At 64.0% G+C, this 16,152-nt stretch carries 18 protein-coding genes, 1 tRNA gene and 1 other RNA gene; 8 read left to right on the forward strand and 12 right to left on the reverse strand.

Translation table 11 applies throughout. The annotated features are described in order from the left end of the window. Window positions 1-51: 51 nt before the first annotated feature. Both fabG and fabD read right to left on the reverse strand, forming a co-directional pair. On the reverse strand, window positions 52-801 hold the full coding sequence (gene fabG / locus AC1DTQ_RS09050; protein ID WP_477849230.1) for a 3-oxoacyl-ACP reductase FabG: 750 nt from the start codon (window positions 799-801) through the stop codon (window positions 52-54). After that, window positions 798-1,760, reverse strand: coding sequence for an ACP S-malonyltransferase (gene fabD, locus AC1DTQ_RS09055; protein ID WP_477849231.1), 963 nt, complete (start codon window positions 1,758-1,760; stop codon window positions 798-800). The genes fabG and fabD overlap by 4 nt, the downstream gene beginning before the upstream one ends. A gap of 174 nt (window positions 1,761-1,934) precedes the next feature. On the opposite strand from fabD, the gene AC1DTQ_RS09060 reads away from it, so the two are divergent. Further along, complete coding sequence (locus AC1DTQ_RS09060; protein WP_310093981.1) at window positions 1,935-2,087, forward strand: hypothetical protein; 153 nt, start codon at window positions 1,935-1,937, stop codon at window positions 2,085-2,087. 26 nt (window positions 2,088-2,113) lie between these two features. On the opposite strand, the gene AC1DTQ_RS09065 is transcribed toward AC1DTQ_RS09060, so the two are convergent. The 3 genes from AC1DTQ_RS09065 to AC1DTQ_RS09075 all read right to left on the reverse strand — a co-directional run bounded on the left by AC1DTQ_RS09065 (window position 2,114) and on the right by AC1DTQ_RS09075 (window position 3,972). Then, window positions 2,114-3,109 carry a beta-ketoacyl-ACP synthase III gene (locus AC1DTQ_RS09065; protein ID WP_477849233.1) on the reverse strand — a complete coding sequence of 332 codons (996 nt, stop codon included), beginning with the start codon at window positions 3,107-3,109 and terminating at the stop codon, window positions 2,114-2,116. A gap of 89 nt (window positions 3,110-3,198) precedes the next feature. Then, on the reverse strand, window positions 3,199-3,396 hold the full coding sequence (gene rpmF / locus AC1DTQ_RS09070) for a 50S ribosomal protein L32 (RefSeq protein ID WP_477849234.1): 198 nt from the start codon (window positions 3,394-3,396) through the stop codon (window positions 3,199-3,201). A 66-nt stretch (window positions 3,397-3,462) separates the two neighbouring features. After that, complete coding sequence (locus tag AC1DTQ_RS09075) at window positions 3,463-3,972, reverse strand: YceD family protein (RefSeq protein WP_310093986.1); 510 nt, start codon at window positions 3,970-3,972, stop codon at window positions 3,463-3,465. A gap of 137 nt (window positions 3,973-4,109) precedes the next feature. Between AC1DTQ_RS09075 and AC1DTQ_RS09080 the strand changes: the two genes are divergently transcribed. Continuing rightward, window positions 4,110-4,682, forward strand: coding sequence for a Maf family protein (locus AC1DTQ_RS09080; RefSeq protein ID WP_477849235.1), 573 nt, complete (start codon window positions 4,110-4,112; stop codon window positions 4,680-4,682). A 21-nt stretch (window positions 4,683-4,703) separates the two neighbouring features. On the opposite strand, the gene AC1DTQ_RS09085 is transcribed toward AC1DTQ_RS09080, so the two are convergent. Then, entirely contained in the window at window positions 4,704-6,545 is a 1,842-nt protein-coding gene (locus tag AC1DTQ_RS09085; protein ID WP_477849236.1) for an ArnT family glycosyltransferase, read from the reverse strand. A 65-nt stretch (window positions 6,546-6,610) separates the two neighbouring features. On the opposite strand from AC1DTQ_RS09085, the gene AC1DTQ_RS09090 reads away from it, so the two are divergent. Genes AC1DTQ_RS09090 through AC1DTQ_RS09105 form a run of 4 tightly spaced genes read left to right on the forward strand, consistent with a single transcriptional unit; the run spans window position 6,611 to window position 11,033 of the window. Further along, complete coding sequence (locus AC1DTQ_RS09090) at window positions 6,611-7,564, forward strand: AAA family ATPase (RefSeq protein ID WP_477849238.1); 954 nt, start codon at window positions 6,611-6,613, stop codon at window positions 7,562-7,564. 5 nt (window positions 7,565-7,569) lie between these two features. Next, window positions 7,570-8,568, forward strand: coding sequence for a DUF58 domain-containing protein (locus tag AC1DTQ_RS09095; RefSeq protein ID WP_477849239.1), 999 nt, complete (start codon window positions 7,570-7,572; stop codon window positions 8,566-8,568). Beyond that, complete coding sequence (locus tag AC1DTQ_RS09100; protein WP_477849667.1) at window positions 8,558-10,498, forward strand: transglutaminase TgpA family protein; 1,941 nt, start codon at window positions 8,558-8,560, stop codon at window positions 10,496-10,498. Before AC1DTQ_RS09095 ends, AC1DTQ_RS09100 begins: the two co-directional genes overlap by 11 nt. A 16-nt stretch (window positions 10,499-10,514) precedes the next feature. Beyond that, the gene (locus tag AC1DTQ_RS09105) at window positions 10,515-11,033 is read left to right on the forward strand and encodes a Slp family lipoprotein (RefSeq protein WP_477849240.1); all 519 of its coding nucleotides are present in this window, start codon (window positions 10,515-10,517) and stop codon (window positions 11,031-11,033) included. Between the two features lie 63 nt (window positions 11,034-11,096). Here the strand turns inward: AC1DTQ_RS09105 and AC1DTQ_RS09110 are convergent, their stop codons facing one another. Genes AC1DTQ_RS09110 through dnaX form a run of 4 tightly spaced genes read right to left on the reverse strand, consistent with a single transcriptional unit; the run spans window position 11,097 to window position 14,187 of the window. Next, the gene (locus tag AC1DTQ_RS09110) at window positions 11,097-11,450 is read right to left on the reverse strand and encodes a histidine triad nucleotide-binding protein (protein WP_477849668.1); all 354 of its coding nucleotides are present in this window, start codon (window positions 11,448-11,450) and stop codon (window positions 11,097-11,099) included. Between the two features lie 40 nt (window positions 11,451-11,490). Continuing rightward, on the reverse strand, window positions 11,491-12,090 hold the full coding sequence (recR, locus tag AC1DTQ_RS09115; RefSeq protein WP_477849241.1) for a recombination mediator RecR: 600 nt from the start codon (window positions 12,088-12,090) through the stop codon (window positions 11,491-11,493). 46 nt (window positions 12,091-12,136) lie between these two features. Next, complete coding sequence (locus AC1DTQ_RS09120; protein ID WP_093279711.1) at window positions 12,137-12,457, reverse strand: YbaB/EbfC family nucleoid-associated protein; 321 nt, start codon at window positions 12,455-12,457, stop codon at window positions 12,137-12,139. 11 nt (window positions 12,458-12,468) lie between these two features. Further along, the gene (gene dnaX, locus AC1DTQ_RS09125) at window positions 12,469-14,187 is read right to left on the reverse strand and encodes a DNA polymerase III subunit gamma/tau (RefSeq protein WP_477849242.1); all 1,719 of its coding nucleotides are present in this window, start codon (window positions 14,185-14,187) and stop codon (window positions 12,469-12,471) included. A 216-nt stretch (window positions 14,188-14,403) separates the two neighbouring features. Here dnaX and AC1DTQ_RS09130 point away from each other — a divergent pair. Next, a tRNA-Ser gene (locus tag AC1DTQ_RS09130) sits at window positions 14,404-14,496 on the forward strand. 42 nt (window positions 14,497-14,538) lie between these two features. Then, window positions 14,539-14,635, forward strand: an RNA gene (gene ffs / locus AC1DTQ_RS09135) — signal recognition particle sRNA small type. Between the two features lie 28 nt (window positions 14,636-14,663). Here ffs and AC1DTQ_RS09140 read toward each other — a convergent pair. Together AC1DTQ_RS09140 and AC1DTQ_RS09145 are read right to left on the reverse strand one after the other, a co-directional pair. Continuing rightward, window positions 14,664-15,698, reverse strand: a complete 1,035-nt coding sequence (locus AC1DTQ_RS09140) for a beta-propeller fold lactonase family protein (protein WP_477849243.1) — start codon at window positions 15,696-15,698, stop codon at window positions 14,664-14,666. Window positions 15,699-15,714: 16 nt separating this feature from the next. Then, window positions 15,715-16,149, reverse strand: coding sequence for a molybdenum cofactor biosynthesis protein MoaE (locus AC1DTQ_RS09145; protein WP_477849244.1), 435 nt, complete (start codon window positions 16,147-16,149; stop codon window positions 15,715-15,717). Window positions 16,150-16,152: the final 3 nt, after the last annotated feature.

Consider the following 16,152-nt stretch of genomic DNA (forward strand, 5'->3'; position numbering starts at 1 on the left):
GTGCAGACCCCCGCAATCGCCATTTAATCAAATACTTACACGGCAAATGTGTTACGGCATATACATGCCGCCGTTCACATGCAGGGTTTCGCCGGTGATGTAGCTGGCCGACGGCCCGGCCAGGAACGCGACCGCGCGTGCGATATCGGCGGGTTCGCCCAGACGGCCGAGTGCGATCTGGTCGATCAGACCCTTCTTGGCTTCCTCTGGCATCGCCCGGGTCATATCGGTGTCGATGAAACCCGGCGCGACCACGTTGACGGTAACGCCGCGGCTGCCGATTTCCTTGGCTAGCGATTTGGAGAAGGCGATGATGCCCGCCTTGGCCGCCGCATAGTTGGCCTGCCCCGCATTGCCGGTCACGCCGATCACCGAAGCGATGTTGATGATGCGGCCCTTGCGCGCCTTCATCATGCCGCGCACGACCGCCTTGGACGTGCGGTAAACGCTGGAAAGGTTGGTGTCCAGAATCGCCTGCCAGTCTTCTTCCTTCATCCGCATCAGCAGGTTGTCGCGGGTGATGCCGGCGTTGTTGACCAGGATGGAGACTGCGCCGAATTCCTTGCCGATGGCATCGATCAGCGCTTCCACCGCTGTCGCATCGGTAACATCCAATTCGCGGCCGTGCCCGCCCTGCGCGGCGAGGCGCGCGCCGATCGCGCTGGCTCCCGATTCGGAAGTCGCCGTACCGATCACTGTCGCGCCCTGCGCAGCGAGTTCGTCTGCGATGGCCGCGCCGATGCCGCGGCTAGCGCCGGTGACCAGGACGATTTCGCCCTTCAGTGTTTGTGCGTCGCTCATGCCTGCTTCCATTCTTCCAATGCGGACTGGAAATCGCCGGGCGTGGCCAGCGATCTTGCTTCGAGTGATTTGTCGATGCGCTTGATCAGACCGGTCAGCACCTTGCCCGGTCCGCATTCGGCGAAACGCGTGGCGCCCCTCGCGGCCAATGCCAGGGTGCAGTCGGTCCAACGCACCGGCAGATAGAGCTGGCGTACCAACGCATCGCGCAGGTCGTCGATACCGTCATGCACCTGCGCATCCACGTTCTGCACGACAGGCGACGCAGGCGCCTTCCAGGCCATGCCGCGCATGGCCTCGGCCAGGCGATTTGCGGCTTCGCGCATCAGCGGCGTGTGCGATGGCACGCTGACCGCGAGCTTGACCACTTTGCGCACGCCACGTTCGGTCAGCAACACGATCGCGCGATCGACCGCATCGGCGTCGCCGCCGATCACGATCTGTCCGGGCGAGTTGTAATTTGCGGGCACCACGACCTGGCTGCCAGAGGCTTGCACACAAACTTCCGCGACAAGATCGTCGTCGGCGCCGAGCACGGCGGCCATGGCGCCGACGCCCGCGGGCGCGGCGTCCTGCATCAGCTGTCCGCGCAGACGCACCAAGTGCGCGCCGTCGTGCAGCGAAAGCGCGCCGGCCGCGACCAGCGCAGAGTATTCGCCAAGACTGTGGCCCGCGAGCAATGCGGGAACCGCCCCACCCTGTTGTTGCCAGGCGCGCCATACCGCAACGCCGGCCGCAAGCAGCGCGGGCTGGGTATATTCGGTGCGGTTGAGCATTTCCTCCGGACCGCTCTGCGACAACGCCCACAGATCCACGCCGGCGCCATCGGAGGCTTCGACGAAGGTTTCACGAACGATGGGATGCATTTCCGCGAGTTCGGCCAGCATCGCCAGCGATTGCGATCCCTGGCCCGGGAACACGAAGGCCAGCGTAGGGTCGGCGTGAAGTCGTGGAGTCACTGGTCAATCCCGTTGAGTTCGGCGTGAATGATAAAGGCGAACGGTCCACATCGTCTGTACCCGTGCGTATCGTCGGTCTGCGGATACTTCACAGGATCGGGAGGGATTCATCACGGCGCGATTACTTCGCCTCTGCTGCCATCGCACCACGTACGACCTGCGAGAGGACGCGAGATGATCAGAAAATTGGCTACCGGCGAGTTCCGCCTGTATTCGCGCAAGAAGGATCCGGACACCGGCAAGCGCCGCAATCTAGGCACGTTTAAAACGCGCGCAGCGGCGGAAAAACACGAGCGCGAGGTGCAGTTCTTCAAACGCCAAGGTTGAATCTGGGGCGCGAATAGCGCGAATAGTCAGTAGCGCACCAGCGCCGAGCCCCAGGTAAAACCGCCGCCGAAGGCTTCCAGCAACAGCAGCTGGCCGCGCTGCACGCGACCCGAACGCACTGCTTCGTCCAATGCCAAGGGCACCGAACCGGAAGAAGTGTTGCCATGCCGGTCGACGGTGACGACCACGCGATCCATCGGCATTTCCAGGCGCTTGGCCGTGGCTTCGATGATGCGCAGGTTGGCCTGGTGAGGGATCAGCCAGTCCAGGTCGTGCTTGCTCAGGCCGTTGGCCTCGAGGGTTTCGTCGACCACGCTGTCCAACGCCTTGACCGCGTACTTGAAGACGTCGTTGCCCTTCATGTTGATGCGGGCGCCGCAGTTCGGCTGATCGGTCTTGAAACCGACCGAAACGCCGACCGGATTCCACAGCAGCTCCTTCTTGGCCCCGTCGGCATGCAGATGGGTGCTGAGGATGCCGGTTTCGCTGTCGGCCTTGAGCACCACGGCGCCGGCGCCATCGCCGAATAACACACAGGTGGTGCGCTCGGTCCAGTCGACGATGCGGCTAAGGGTTTCGGTACCGATGACCAGCGCGGTCTTGACGTCGCCGGAGCGGATGAACTTGTCGGCCACGCTGAGCGCGTAGACGAAACCGGAACAGGCCGCATTGACGTCCATCGCGGCGCAGCCGATCGCGCCCAGACGAGCTTGAATCAGGCAGGCGGTGGAGGGGAAGATCAGGTCGGGCGTGGTGGTGCCGACCACGATCATGTCGATCTCGGACGCATCCACGCCCGCGGCTTCCAGCGCGCGAACCGCGGCGTGGTAGCCCAGATCGCCCGAGGTTTCGCCTTCCGCGGCGATGTGGCGCTCGCGGATGCCGGTGCGGCTGCGTATCCATTCGTCGCTGGTGTCGACCGTTTTGGCCAGGTCGTCGTTGGTCAGCAGCTTCTCGGGTAGATAACTGCCGGTACCGGCGATACGGGCATATACGCGCCCGTTCGAATCACGCTCGCTCATGCCCGCTCCTGCTGGTGGCCCATGCCGGGCCAGTCACTCTGATCCGCACCGATTTCAACCATCGCGCGCCGGGAAGGCGCGCGACCGGATCAATCTTCGTCGGAGACGGTGTCGGCCTTGGTCGCGATGACCTTCTTGCCGCGGTAGTAGCCGTCAGCGGTCACGTGGTGACGGATATGGGTCTCACCGCTGGTCGGATCGGTGGCCAGCTGCTTGGCGGTCAGGCTGTCGTGCGAACGACGCTGACCACGACGGGACGGGGTGACGCGGGATTTCTGCACTGCCATGGTATTGCTCCGAACTGATTCGCTGTATTGCGTATTTGTTGATGTTGCCGACCGCCCTGCGGGAGGTCAGTTTTTCTTCAGTGAACCCAGCGCCGCGAACGGGCTGGCTTTCGCCAATTCTTCTTCCGGAATGGGCCATTCGCGATCCACCGCGTCGGATTCCGGGTTCATCGGCACCGCAGGAACGGCCAGCACCAATTCGTCCTCCACCAGATCCAGCAACCGCAGCGTGCCGTCTTCCGGCACCAGCAGCGCTTCGTAATCTGGCGGCAATGCCGCTTCGTCGGCTTCGTCCCGGATCAACCCCAGACGCTGCACAATGTGCACCGGAAGCAGGAACCGTTGCAGGCTGCGCTGGCATTCCAGCGGCAACGCCGTATCGATCCGCAACTCCGCGTAAGCCACCTTGAGCAAGGGGTCGCTGTCGAACTGCAAGACGAAATCGACTTCGCCTTCGGTATCGAACAGCAGGTCCCGCACACGCGCCAACGAAGACAGCGGCACCCGACCTTCGAAACTCCGCCTGGCCGCAACCATGCGCCAAACATCCAACATCTCGGGCACGTTCACGGACATAAGCCGCTGAATATTAAGGATGCCGGGCCGAGCTGTCAAACCCGGAAACGCAACCATGATCAGGTTTGCCGGTCCTGACGGGCGCCGGCAGAATGCCCGGCCCGCTGTGAATGCCCGCTCCCACTGTGAATGCGCCCATGCCGCTGATCCTGGCCTCGACCTCCCGCTATCGCCGTGAACTGCTTGAACGGCTGCGGCTACCCTTCCATATCGCCCGGCCCGACGTGGACGAAGCTCCCTTGCCCGGGGAAGCCCCGACAGCGCTGGCCCAACGGCTTGCTTGGGCCAAGGCGAAGGCCGTTACCGATCAGCATCCCGATGCCTGGATCATCGGTTCCGACCAGGTGGCCGCGCTGGACATGCAACCACTGGGAAAGCCCGGAACCCGTGAAAACGCCCTCGCCCAGCTCAGCGCGATGTCCGGGCGGGAGATCGCCTTCCACACCGCGGTTTGCCTGCTGCGGGGAGATGAGCCAGCGCTGGAGACCCTGGATACCACCCGCGTACGCTTCCGCGACCTGCGGGCCGACGAGATCGAGCGGTATGTCGATGCCGAGCAACCGTTCGACTGCGCCGGCAGCTTCAAGAGCGAAGGCCTCGGCATCGCGCTGTTCGAGCATATCGAGTCGAAAGACCCCACCGCTTTGGTCGGTTTGCCCCTGATCGCACTCTCGAGAATGCTGCGCGGCGCCGGGTTTGAGCTGCCCTGACAGTTCTTGTCTTGACTCTGATTATTCCGCCAGATCCAGGGGCTGCTCAGACCAGTCCTCCACACTGCCGTCGCGTCCGTGCAATCGCAATCCCAGCCAGTGCCGGCCGGGCTTGGCAGCGGTCAGATCGACGGCCGCGCTGAAGCCGACCGCCGGATGATACGGATCGGTAGAGATTTTCCAGTACGCAGCGGTTCCGCCACTGGGAAGCCCGTAACGCGCCTTGGCCACCGGCTTGCCGTCCAGCAGGATCTCCACCCCCTTCAACCCCACGCCGTCCTTGAACGCCCAGCCTGCGACTTGGAATTTTTTCCCGGTCGAGGCCTTGCTCTCGGGCGTGTCGATCCAAGCGAACGCTGGAAGCGTGCAGGGCCCTTTGTTTTTTTCTGCGGGCAAGGCGAACAGCAGGAAGCGCTGGTGGCCGTGGTCCACGTTGACCACGCGCGGCGGCGGCAACGGACCCACTTTTTTGCATAGCTGGTGGTAGTACTCCAGCAACGACTTGTACTGCACATCGCCGCTTCCCACCACCAGCAGAGCGGGTGCGTTGCGGCTGCCGTCGCTTTCCAGCTTCCATAATCTCAGTTGCGGTGCGCGCCCGTGTTTCTGGTTGAGCGGATGGTCGAGCACGGCGATACGTGCGTTGTCGAGCGCGAATCCCAGCTCGGCGCCGGACTTGAAGTTATCGGCGAGCAGCGTGGTGCCGGGTGCTAGCCTGGCCTGCTCTTCGCGCACGGCGGTCGTCAGCTCTTCCCAGCCTGCGAAGTTCGCCGGATAGAACTTTTCCGCCGCGAACTGCTCGCGCCACTGCGGCGTGGACAGTACCAGGTAATACCCCAGCACCATCAGCAGTCCCGCCCCACTCAAGACCCAGGTCGCGATACGTAAACCACGCGGCCATTCGCGCAGCAACGCGGGTACTGCAATCAGCAGCGGCAGATAACCCGGCAACGGCCAGTGGAAACTGACTCGCTCCACATCGGCGAAAAAGCCCAGCAGGAAGAACCCTAGGGTGGACACACCGCCCAACAGCCCGAAGTAGCGCCATTGCGCCGGCATTCCATCGTCTGCCCGGAACGAGCGTACGAACACCTGGATCAAGGCGAAGAACAGCAATGGCGTGACCAGCCCGGCCTGCACCACCAGGAACCACCATCCGGTGGACTGGAACGCCCAGGGATGGCGGTCGACAAGTTGGAAGCGCAGGCCGGCGTCGGCGTTTTCCAGGTTCCATGCTACCAACGGCGCCCATGCCGCGATGCCCAGCGCCAGCGCTACCCAGACACGCGGATCGCGCAATACCCGCCTGCCCTGCGGCAACAGCGCCAGCGCGATCATGCCCACGCCGATCACGCCTATGAAACGGTAATGGCTCAAGGCGCCGATGGTCAGACCCAGCGCGAGTTCGGCGGCGGAGGCGGCGTCGATCTCGCGCAGCAGACGGGCGCCGGCATCCAGGCAGAGCACCGTGGCGAAAGCCATCGGCACGTCCGGCAATGCCAGGATGCCCAGGCTGCCTGCCAACGGCATCAGTACGACCAAACTTCCCGCACGCCAGCCGACCGCCTCGCCGAACCAGCGGCTCGCGATATGGGTGATCAGCCAAGGCAGCAAAGCCGCAAGCAACAGGAACGGTGCACGCAGGGCGAGCACGTGCTGGCCGCCGATCTCCGTTCCCAGCCGGGTCATCCACGCGGTCAACCCCGGAAGATCGGAATACGCCGCCGCGAAATGCTGGCCTTCCTGCCAGTAGAACGCCTCATCCACGAACAACGGCAGACGCGCCGCGATCAAAAGCTTGATCGCGGTCACCACTGTCCACAGCAGCAGGAAGGTACGTTGCGCGCGCCTTATATCTTGCATGTCACATCTTGCATTTTTTGGTCCCACATGCCGTTAGACTTCCTTGAAAGGAACTCGGAAAAACGATGCTCGCCAAACCACCCGCACGCGAAATGCTACCCGATGCGCTGCATGCGGCCCTGAAGTCCGCCCAACAACAAGTCAATTCGCTGGTGTTGGGCAAGTCCCAGGAAGTCCGCTTGGCGTTCGTAGCGTTGCTTTCCGGAGGCCATATCCTGATCGAGGATCTCCCCGGCCTAGGCAAGACCACCTTGGCCCATGCGCTGGCCGCGACGCTCGGACTCGGTTTCCAGCGCGTGCAGTTCACTTCGGATCTGTTGCCGGCCGATGTCTTGGGCGTGTCGGTCTACGACGCGCAGTCGCGCCAGTTCCAGTTCCATCCCGGCCCCGTGTTCACCCACGTGTTGCTGGCGGACGAAATCAATCGCGCGCCGCCACGAACGCAGAGCGCCTTGCTGGAAGCCATGGCCGAGCACCAGGTCACCCTGGATGGCATGACCCGGCCTTTGCCGGATCCCTTCTTCGTCATCGCTACCCAGAACCCGGTGGACTTGTCGGGCACTTATCCGCTGCCGGATTCGCAGTTGGACCGCTTTCTGCTAAGGCTGACCCTGGGTTATCCGAATGCGGAATCGGAACGCGCGCTGCTGGCAGGAAGCGATCGCCGCGAATTGATCGCCCAGACCGAACCATTGTTGTCCAGCGGCGATGTGCTCGCATTGCGTACTGCGGTCAATGAGGTGCATGCCAGCGGCGCGCTGGTGGATTATGTGCAGGCATTGATGGCCCGCAGCCGCCAGCATCCGGGCGTGCGCGTGGGCCTGTCGCCACGCGCCGGCATCGCCTTGTTGCGGGCGGCGCGTGCGTATGCGTTGTTGCTGGGGCGGCACCACGTGTTGCCGGAAGATGTGCAGGCGCTGTTTTCGGCGGTGGCCGCGCACCGCCTGGTTGCGGAAGCTGAGGCCTCGTCCACCCAGGCGCTGGCGAAATCGATCCTGCATGCGGTGGCTGTGGACTGAGCGCGATGCAAGCCACGCCACGCGAACGCCTGGCGACGCGCTTCGCGCTGCTGGCGCGGCCGCGCGCCGCCGAAGCGTTGCCGGTGAAACTCGACCGCCGCCGGGTTTACGTGCTGCCTTCGCGTTTCGGGCTCTTCTTCGGCGCGTTGTTGTTCGCCATGCTGCTCGGTGCGCTCAACTACAACAACAATCCCGCCTTGATGCTGGCGCTGCTGCTAGGCGCTACCGCGTTGGCAAGCCTCATCGCCGCGCACCTGCAGCTATCGGGCCTTCGCATCGATGCGATCTCTGCGGAACCGGTCGCCGCGGGCAATCCGCTTCAGCTGCATATCGCGCTTTCGGCAAGCGACGCGCGCAACCGCCGTGGCCTGCAATTGCGATGCGGTGAAAAACGGGCGAGCGCGATCTTGTCGGCCGGCGAACCCACAGCGGTCACCCTGTCGATGGATACGCAACGACGCGGTTGGTTGGAATTGGGCCGCCTCCGTATTTCCACCACCCAGCCCCTGGGCTTGGCCCTGGCATGGGCATGGGTCTGGCCTGATCAACCGATGTTGATTTATCCGGTACCGGAAACGCAGGGCCCGCCCCTGCCATTGGGCGACGGCAGCGCCAGTCATTCCCGACTGAACCCGGCTGGCGATGACGTGCATCATTTGCGCAGCTACCGCGCAGGCGACCCGCGTCGTGCCATCGCATGGAAACCCTCCGCCCGTCGCGACTCGCTGATGGTGCGCGAATACGAGCAGCCGCTTGCGGTCGAGGTCAGCCTGGACTGGCGGACGCTTGCGCCCCTCGCCGTCGAGCAACGCATCAGCCGGCTTGCCCACTGGGTAGATCTGGCCGAACGCGAAGGGCGCCGCTATCGATTGCATCTACCCGGCCAGCCGGTGCTGGGCCCCGGACAGGGAGCCGCGCATCGGCATCTTTGTCTACGCGCGCTGTCGTTGCTGCCGCATGCCGAGCTTCCATACGCTGAGTTTCCGCATGGCAATGGCCACTGATTCTTCCCGCGACCGGATAGACAACGGCAGCCGCCTGTGGACGCTGGCCACCGCAGCGCTAGCGCTTTTGCCGTTGCTTATGCAGATTCCTGCAGCGCTAGCATCGGCGATCGGTCTGGCCGCGATGTTGGTTACCGCCCTTTCCTGGCGCAAGCCGATGCCAGCGATCCTGCGCCTGCTGCTGGCGCTGTTGGTGCTGGCCGCGGTGTTCTCGCAAATGGGATTCCGCTTCGGCCGCGACACCGGCTGCGCGCTGCTAGCGGCCATGATCGCCATCAAACCCTCGGAAACTTCCACCTTGCGCGACGCGCGCAGCCTCATCGGTTTCGCCTTGTTCGCCCCTTTCTCGGCCTTCCTGCTCGATCAGGGCCCGCTAACGATGCTGCTGGGACTGCTATCGGTCCTTTGCGCACTGGTGACCCTGCAACGGCTGGCCGATGTGGAATCGGACTCGCTGTCCAGCGGCATGAAACCGTTACCCACGCTGGTAGCGGTGGGCAAGCTGGTGGGCATAGGCCTGCCCCTGGCTTTGAGCATGTTCTGGCTATTTCCGCGTCTCGGTTCCCCGCTGTGGGGCGTTCCGGAAAGGGCGCTTGGCCGTCCAGGCCTTTCCGATGAGATGACGCCCGGCGAGTGGCTGGATTTGATGGCGGACGATACGCCGGCCCTACGCGCGGAATTCTTCGGCCCGCCTCCCGCACCGCAGGAAATGTACTGGCGTGGCCCGGTACTTTGGGATTTCGACGGACGCAGTTGGACCCAGCCTCGCTGGATGCGGCAGCTTCCGGCCCAACCGGTCGGCAGCAGGAACAGCAGCTGGGACTACCAGATCGAATTCGAACCCACCGACCGCCGCCAGTTGGTGGCCTTGGACCTGCCGCGCGCTGCGCCGTCCGGCGCCTTTCTTTCGCAGGACTATGGCCTGTACTCCGCCACTCCCCTCAACGCGTTGACACACTGGCGGCTTCAGTCTTCGCCACCGGCAACATTTCAGGTTCGACTGGACGCCGCAACACGCCAACACGCGCTGGCCCTGCCGGTCGGCTACAACCCGCGCACCGTGGCGCTTGCGCAGCAATGGCGACGCGAAACGGGAACGGACGACGGCGCGATCGTGCGGCGCGCGCTGGATTGGGTGAAACGCGAATTCGGATACACGCTGGATACGCCGCTGCCGGGACGCAACGGAGTCGACGAATTCCTCTTCGACGAGAAAAAAGGCTATTGCCAGCATTTCAGCTCGTCCTTCGTGGTCCTGATGCGCGCAGCGGGAATTCCCGCACGCGTGGTCACCGGCTTTGCCGGCGGCATACGCAACCCGTTCGGAAACTACTGGGTGGTGCGGAACATGGACGCCCATGCCTGGGCCGAAGTGTGGCTTGCGGGACGCGGTTGGGTACGCGTAGACCCGACCGCTGCGGTGGCGCCCGAACGCATCTACGACACCATTGAAGACAGGCTGGGAGCAGGAACCGGCGGGTTGGGCAGCCAGTTGGCGACGCTGGACGGCTTCAGCGATTGGATGCGACGCGGATGGAACGACTTGGTGCTCGGCTTCAACGCCGAGCGGCAGCAGCGCTTGTTGCAGCCCTTCGGCATGGATCGGCTGGATGGGGGACGCCTGGGCATGCTGTTCGGTGTTTTCGCACTGTCGGCACTGGCATGGATGGGCTGGCTGCTGGCGCGCGGAGAACGGGAACGCGACCCGTTGCTGCGCGCATGGCATAGGTTGGGCCTGTGCTATGCGCGGGTGGGACTGGGACGGCTGCCGCACGAGCCGGCTCTGGATTGGGCCGAACGCGTCGTCAAGGCCAGGCCGCAGTCGGCCGATGCGCTGATTCCGCTCAGCCGCCGTTTCGTCCAAGCGCGCTACGCTGGCGCCGTTGGGGACGCTGCACTACTCAACGACCTGCGTCGGCACCGTCCCTGAATCCTGGAGATTCACCATGAACGCCAAAATCCGCTTCATCGCATTGGCCGCAAGCAGTCTGTTGCTGGGCGCCTGCGCCACCGCTCCCAAGCCGTTGCAGGGCGCCTTCACTCCGGTCACGCCTCGCGACGCTGTTGCCAGCAGCCAGGTCGGCACCTCAGTGCGCTGGGGCGGCCGCATCGTGGAAACCAATCCGGGCCAAAACAACACCTGCTTCCAGTTGATCTCGCGTCCGCTGGGCGGCACCGGTCGCCCCCTTAGCAGCGCGCCGGACGCCACCGACGGCCGCTTCATCGCCTGCCGCGCCGGCTTCTATGATCCGGCGGTATTCACCGAAGGCCGCGAAGTGACTTTTATCGGCCGCGTCGATGGCGTCGAATCCACGCGTATCGGCGACTACGACTACCGCCTGCCGCGCATGACCGCCGATGTGGTCTATCTGTGGCCGGAAGTGCGCGAAGTCGAGATCCGCCCCTCCCCGTTCTACTACGATCCGTTCTGGGGTCCGCGCTGGGGTCGTTGGGGTTGGTGGTAAGCCTGCTCTGATCCAACAAAAAAAAGCCGCTCATCGAGCGGCTTTTTTTATCCGAGCGCGTCGCTATCGAGGCGCACCAAAATGCCCCAGCCGGGCACCTGCCAGCAGATGCAGATGCAAATGGAACACGGTCTGTCCGGCATCCTCGCGGCAGTTCATGACCACGCGATAGCCTTTCTGCGCAAGGCCTTCGCGGCGAGCATATTCGGCGGCGGCCAGCACCAGCTTTCCAACCAGCTCGGCATCGCCGGGCCGCACATCGTCCAGGGTGGGAATCGCCTGGTTTTTCGGAATGAAAAGCACATGCACCGGCGCCTGCGGCGCGATATCCCGGAAGCCGAGCACCTCGTCATCTTCGTAGACGATATCGGCGGGAATTTCGCGGCGAATGATCTTGCCGAAGAGAGTGTCGGTCATGGATGTTTCCCTGCTAGAGCTTTGCGTTGTCGCATCGAAGTCAAAGCGGCATCTCGCTTCTTGTGCCGAAAGCATGCGACAGCGTGCCGCGGTCGACGTATTCCAGTTCTCCGCCCAACGGCACGCCATGGGTCAGACGGCTGGGATGCACGTTCTGCTGGCGCGCCAGCTGCGCGAGGTAGTGCGCGGTGGCTTCGCCTTCCACGGTGGGGTTGGTGGCGATGATCAGCTCGGTGATTTCGCCCTGTGCCAGCCGCTCGGACAATGCGTCCAGTCCAAGTTCGCGCGGGCCGATGCCGTCCAGCGGCGACAGCCGCCCCTGCAGGATGAAATACAGGCCGCGATAGCCGGTAGCCTGCTCGATGGCCAGGCGATCGGCGGGCGATTCCACGGCGCACAGCAAGTGCTGGTCGCGGCTGGAACTGGCGCAAATAGCGCAGACCTCGGTTTCGGTGAAGTCGCGGCAATACTTGCAGTGCCCGATATGCTCCAGCGCCAGCGCCAGCACTTCGGCCAGGCGCTTGCCGCCGTCCCGCTCGCGTTCCAGCAATTGGTAGGCCATGCGCTGCGCGGTCTTCTGACCGACGCCGGGCAGGATGCGCAACGCTTCGATGAGTTGTTCGAGTAAAGGCGCGCTCATGGTTCTTTGACCCCTCGTCCTGCTTGCGCAGGGGAAAGAGCCTAAATCAGAACGGCATCTTCATGCCCGGCGGCAACTGCATGCCGGCGGTGGCAGCGCCCATCTTGCTCTTCGATTCGGCGTCGATCTTGTTGGACGCGTCGTTGAAGGCGGCGGCGATCAGATCTTCAGCCATTTCCGGGTCGGCCAGCACGCTGGGATCGATACGCACCTTGCGGCACTCCTTGGCGCCGGTCAGGGTCACGCTAACCATGCCGCCGCCGGCGCTGCCGGTGACTTCCAGTTTGGCCAGCTCTTCCTGCGCACGCTGCATGTTCTCCTGCATCTTCTGCGCTTGCTGCATCAGTTGGGCGATATTTCCACGCATGTTCTTACCTGTTATTCGTCGAAGGGGCGGATGGAATCCGGAACCAGTTTGGCGCCGTGTTGCTGGATCAGGCGCTGCACGTCCGGGTTGTTCATGAAATTTTCTTCGTCTGCGCTCTGACGGATGCTGCGTTCGCGATGACTGCGCTGCTGCAACGTTTCCGATTCGCCGACCGCATGGTCGAAGACGATGCGCGGGGCGGTACCGAACTTCCCGGCTAGCGTATTGGACAGTTCGGCCAGCGATTTTTCCGAGCGCAGATAGTCGAAGCCCGCATCCAGCGACAAGCGCAGGACGCCTTCGCCGTAGCCGACGAAGGCGGCGTTCTCCGCCAGCTGGCGCGCAGCGCCTTTCATGCCGCTGTTGCCGGCGAAGTGCAGCCAATCCTCGGCGGTAGCGATCACGGCGGCGCTTTCGGTAACGGACGCGACAGCAGGCGCGGCAGCGACCGGCTCAGGCTGCGGCTGCGCTTTCACGACTGGCGCAAGCGGCGTTTCCACTACGGGTTTGCCGGTGGGCGCGGGAATTTCCCGATTGATCATCACCGGCGCAGGTGGTGGCGGTGCGGCGATCACTGAAATCGCCGGCGAGGGCTTGGACGCTTCGGTGCCGGCCTGACCCGCATTGACCTGCCCTGCTCCGGCGGGCCGGAAGGCTAGCATCCGCAACACGCTCATCTCGAAACCGGCGCGTGTGCTCGGCGCCAGATGAAGATCGCGGCGTCCGTTCACCGCCATCTGGTACCAGAGCTGCACCACTTCCGGTCGCAGGCGCTGGGCGAAATCGTCGGCGTCGATGCCATCGGCTTCCACCGACACGCCCGGCACCAGCTGGCGCACCTGGATGCGGTGCAGCGCCTCGGCCAACGCATCCAGCACGCCGTTCCAATCGGGCGAGAACTCGGCCAACGCGGCGACGATCTGCAGCAGTCGCGCACCATCGCCGCTGGCCAGCGCGTCGAGCATGGCGCCGACCTGTGTGCGGTCCACCGTGCCCAGCATGGTGCGTATGCCTTCCTCGCGCAGCGCACCGCCGTTGCCACTGCCGGTGTAGGCGATAGCCTGGTCCAACAGCGACAGGCCGTCGCGCAGACTACCGTCGGCCGCCTTGGCGATCTGGCGGATGGCGCTATCGTCGGCTTGTATTTCCTCCGCGGCCAGGATCCTGCCGATCTGGCCGGAGATCTGGCCTTCGTCCAGCCTCTTCAGGTTGAACTGCAGGCAGCGCGACAGCACGGTGACCGGCAGCTTCTGCGGGTCGGTGGTGGCCAGCAGGAACTTCACATGCTCCGGCGGTTCTTCCAGCGTCTTCAGCAGCGCGTTGAACGCGGCCTTCGAAAGCATGTGCACTTCGTCGATCAGGTAGACCTTGAACTTGCCGCGCGAGGGCATGTACTGCGCGTTTTCGATCACCTCGCGCACGTCGTCCACGCCGGTGTTGGAAGCCGCGTCGATTTCCAACAAGTCCAGATATCGGCCCGAGTCGATGTCCAGACAGGTCGAGCACTTCCCGCAGGGTTCGGCGCTGGTGCCTTCTTCGCAGTTCAGCGATTTGGCGAAGATGCGGGCGATAGTGGTCTTGCCCACGCCGCGGGTGCCGGTGAACAGGAAGGCGTGGTGTACGCGGCCGCTTTCCAGCGCATTGGTGAGCGCACGCACCACATGCTCCTGCCCGACGAGCTCGGAAAAACGCTTGGGACGCCACTTTCTGGCGAGGACGAGATAGGACATCAGGCAGCCGTTTTCATCTGAACGGTCATTGTGCCGCGCCGAGTGGATCTGTCCAAGGAAAGAATTTCCCAGCCCGTGGCCACGGGCCCGGATAATGAATGGCCAGCGAAACCTCCACTCCCAGACAGGTGGGACTCGCATTAAGGACTCGCATTAAAGCGCCGCGCCAGCTAGAATTCGCGGCCCTGAAAGCGGCTTTGCCCGCCTTCAGGTCCCGGAGAGGTGTCCGAGCGGTTGAAGGAGCACGCCTGGAAAGTGTGTAAGCGTCTAAACCGCGCTTCGGGGGTTCGAATCCCCCTCTCTCCGCCAGTTTCATGATGTGGCGCAACGCGCATCAGTCCTATGGTGGCCCTGTCGGCCCCTCGCGACGCTAGGTTGAAAACTCCGCCAGGGCCGGAAGGCAGCAACGGTATTGACTGATGCGGGTGCCGAGGCCAGCCGGCTGGGCCGCCACCTTCTGGCGGCCCCTTCTCCCGTTATCTTTCCGAACGGCCCGTGACCAGCCCCAGCGCGTCCGGTTCCCGGCCGGCAGGCCAGTGGCCGACGACTTTCCACTCGCGAGTATCGATCACCGCGATCCGGTCGCCCCCGCTGATCGCCACGTACGCACGCTGCCGTGTGGGATCGATCACGGCGCCGATCGGCATCGCCGTGTCTCCCAGCATGCTCTGGTGGTAGGAAACGCCGGGTTCGGCCAGGTCGATGGTCGCGACACGCAATTTGGTGCGAGCGTCGAAAACCGCCAGATTGGCCGCCGTCGCATTGGTCACCAGGGCGTAGCGGCCGTCGGCAGTGAAAACTACACGGATAGGGAAGCCTTTGCTGCTCATCCTGCGTCTAAGCGCCAAGGTGGCCGGATCGTGCACGGTGACGGCGCCTTCCTGCCGATTGGTGACCCATACTTCTTTACCGTCCGGGCTCACCGCTACGCCTTCTGCGCCCTTGCCTGCGGCGCGCTCATGGGTCTTGAGCCCGGCGACCAGATCGACGCGGCTCAACGTGCCCGCGTTGATCTTGGTGACATAGGCGGTTTTGGCATCGGGCGACAGCGCCACCATGTGCCCGGTGCCCTCGCCCACCTCGATCACCCGCTCCACCACGCCACGGTCGACATCCACAATGAGTAGGCTGGCGGAGCCTTCGGTAGTCACCAGTGCCCGTTGGTCGCCCGGCAGCAGGCGCAGGCCATGCGGCGCGCCGTGTTCGCCGAGGTCGATGCTGCGCGTGGGCTTGCCGCCGACCAGGTCCAGCACCGAGAGCGTATTGCCGGAGGTTTCGCGGCCATAGTTGCTCACCAGCGCAAAGCGGCCGTTGCCGGCCACTGCGATCTCATGTGGGGCCTTGCCCGTGCGGAATTCGCCGATCTTGCGGCCATCGCGCAACGAAACCCGCCAGACGCTGTCGGCGGACTTGTTACCGACTAGCAGTTCGTCGGCGCCTACCCGGCCGGGCGCAAGCGTCAGGCCGCACACCACGAAAAACGAAACGACGGAACAAATAATGCCGGTCATGCGTTTGGCTTCCGTATCACTCTTTTGCGGTATCGGGCTCGGGATGCAACCAGCCGGTGTTGCCTTCCCGGTAGCGCTCGTGTTTCCAGATCGGAACCCGCGATTTCACCTCGTCGATGATGTAGCGGCACGCATCGAAGGCGGCGCCGCGGTGCGCTGCGCTGACCCCGACCCATACCGCCAGATCGCCGATGGCCAGATCGCCGACACGATGCACGCAACGCGCATCGACGATGGCGAACTTCTCCAGCGCTTCATCCAGCACCTTGTCGCCTTCTTTCTCGGCCAGCGCGGCGTAAGCCTCGTAGCGCAGTCCATTCACGGCGCGACCGTCGTTGTGGTCGCGTACCCAGCCTTCGAAACTGGCGAAGGCACCGGCGGAGTCGTGCGACAGGTCTTCGCGCTGGGGCGCGATCAGGATCGGCACTTCGGAGAGGTGGAAACGTTTCATGCG

It is taken from the genome of Pseudoxanthomonas sp. P4_B2 (assembly GCF_056402315.1).

Coding starts and splice junctions, on each gene's coding strand:
- fabG (WP_477849230.1), bottom strand. CDS start 801: ATGAGCGACGCACAAACACTGAAGGGCGAAATCGTCCTGGTCACCGGC.
- AC1DTQ_RS09060 (WP_310093981.1), top strand. CDS start 1,935: ATGATCAGAAAATTGGCTACCGGCGAGTTCCGCCTGTATTCGCGCAAG.
- AC1DTQ_RS09065 (WP_477849233.1), bottom strand. CDS start 3,109: ATGAGCGAGCGTGATTCGAACGGGCGCGTATATGCCCGTATCGCCGGT.
- rpmF (WP_477849234.1), bottom strand. CDS start 3,396: ATGGCAGTGCAGAAATCCCGCGTCACCCCGTCCCGTCGTGGTCAGCGT.
- AC1DTQ_RS09075 (WP_310093986.1), bottom strand. CDS start 3,972: ATGTCCGTGAACGTGCCCGAGATGTTGGATGTTTGGCGCATGGTTGCG.
- AC1DTQ_RS09080 (WP_477849235.1), top strand. CDS start 4,110: ATGCCGCTGATCCTGGCCTCGACCTCCCGCTATCGCCGTGAACTGCTT.
- AC1DTQ_RS09085 (WP_477849236.1), bottom strand. CDS start 6,545: ATGCAAGATATAAGGCGCGCGCAACGTACCTTCCTGCTGCTGTGGACA.
- AC1DTQ_RS09090 (WP_477849238.1), top strand. CDS start 6,611: ATGCTCGCCAAACCACCCGCACGCGAAATGCTACCCGATGCGCTGCAT.
- AC1DTQ_RS09095 (WP_477849239.1), top strand. CDS start 7,570: ATGCAAGCCACGCCACGCGAACGCCTGGCGACGCGCTTCGCGCTGCTG.
- AC1DTQ_RS09100 (WP_477849667.1), top strand. CDS start 8,558: ATGGCCACTGATTCTTCCCGCGACCGGATAGACAACGGCAGCCGCCTG.
- AC1DTQ_RS09105 (WP_477849240.1), top strand. CDS start 10,515: ATGAACGCCAAAATCCGCTTCATCGCATTGGCCGCAAGCAGTCTGTTG.
- AC1DTQ_RS09110 (WP_477849668.1), bottom strand. CDS start 11,450: ATGACCGACACTCTCTTCGGCAAGATCATTCGCCGCGAAATTCCCGCC.
- recR (WP_477849241.1), bottom strand. CDS start 12,090: ATGAGCGCGCCTTTACTCGAACAACTCATCGAAGCGTTGCGCATCCTG.
- AC1DTQ_RS09120 (WP_093279711.1), bottom strand. CDS start 12,457: ATGCGTGGAAATATCGCCCAACTGATGCAGCAAGCGCAGAAGATGCAG.
- dnaX (WP_477849242.1), bottom strand. CDS start 14,187: ATGTCCTATCTCGTCCTCGCCAGAAAGTGGCGTCCCAAGCGTTTTTCC.
- AC1DTQ_RS09140 (WP_477849243.1), bottom strand. CDS start 15,698: ATGACCGGCATTATTTGTTCCGTCGTTTCGTTTTTCGTGGTGTGCGGC.
- AC1DTQ_RS09145 (WP_477849244.1), bottom strand. CDS start 16,149: ATGAAACGTTTCCACCTCTCCGAAGTGCCGATCCTGATCGCGCCCCAG.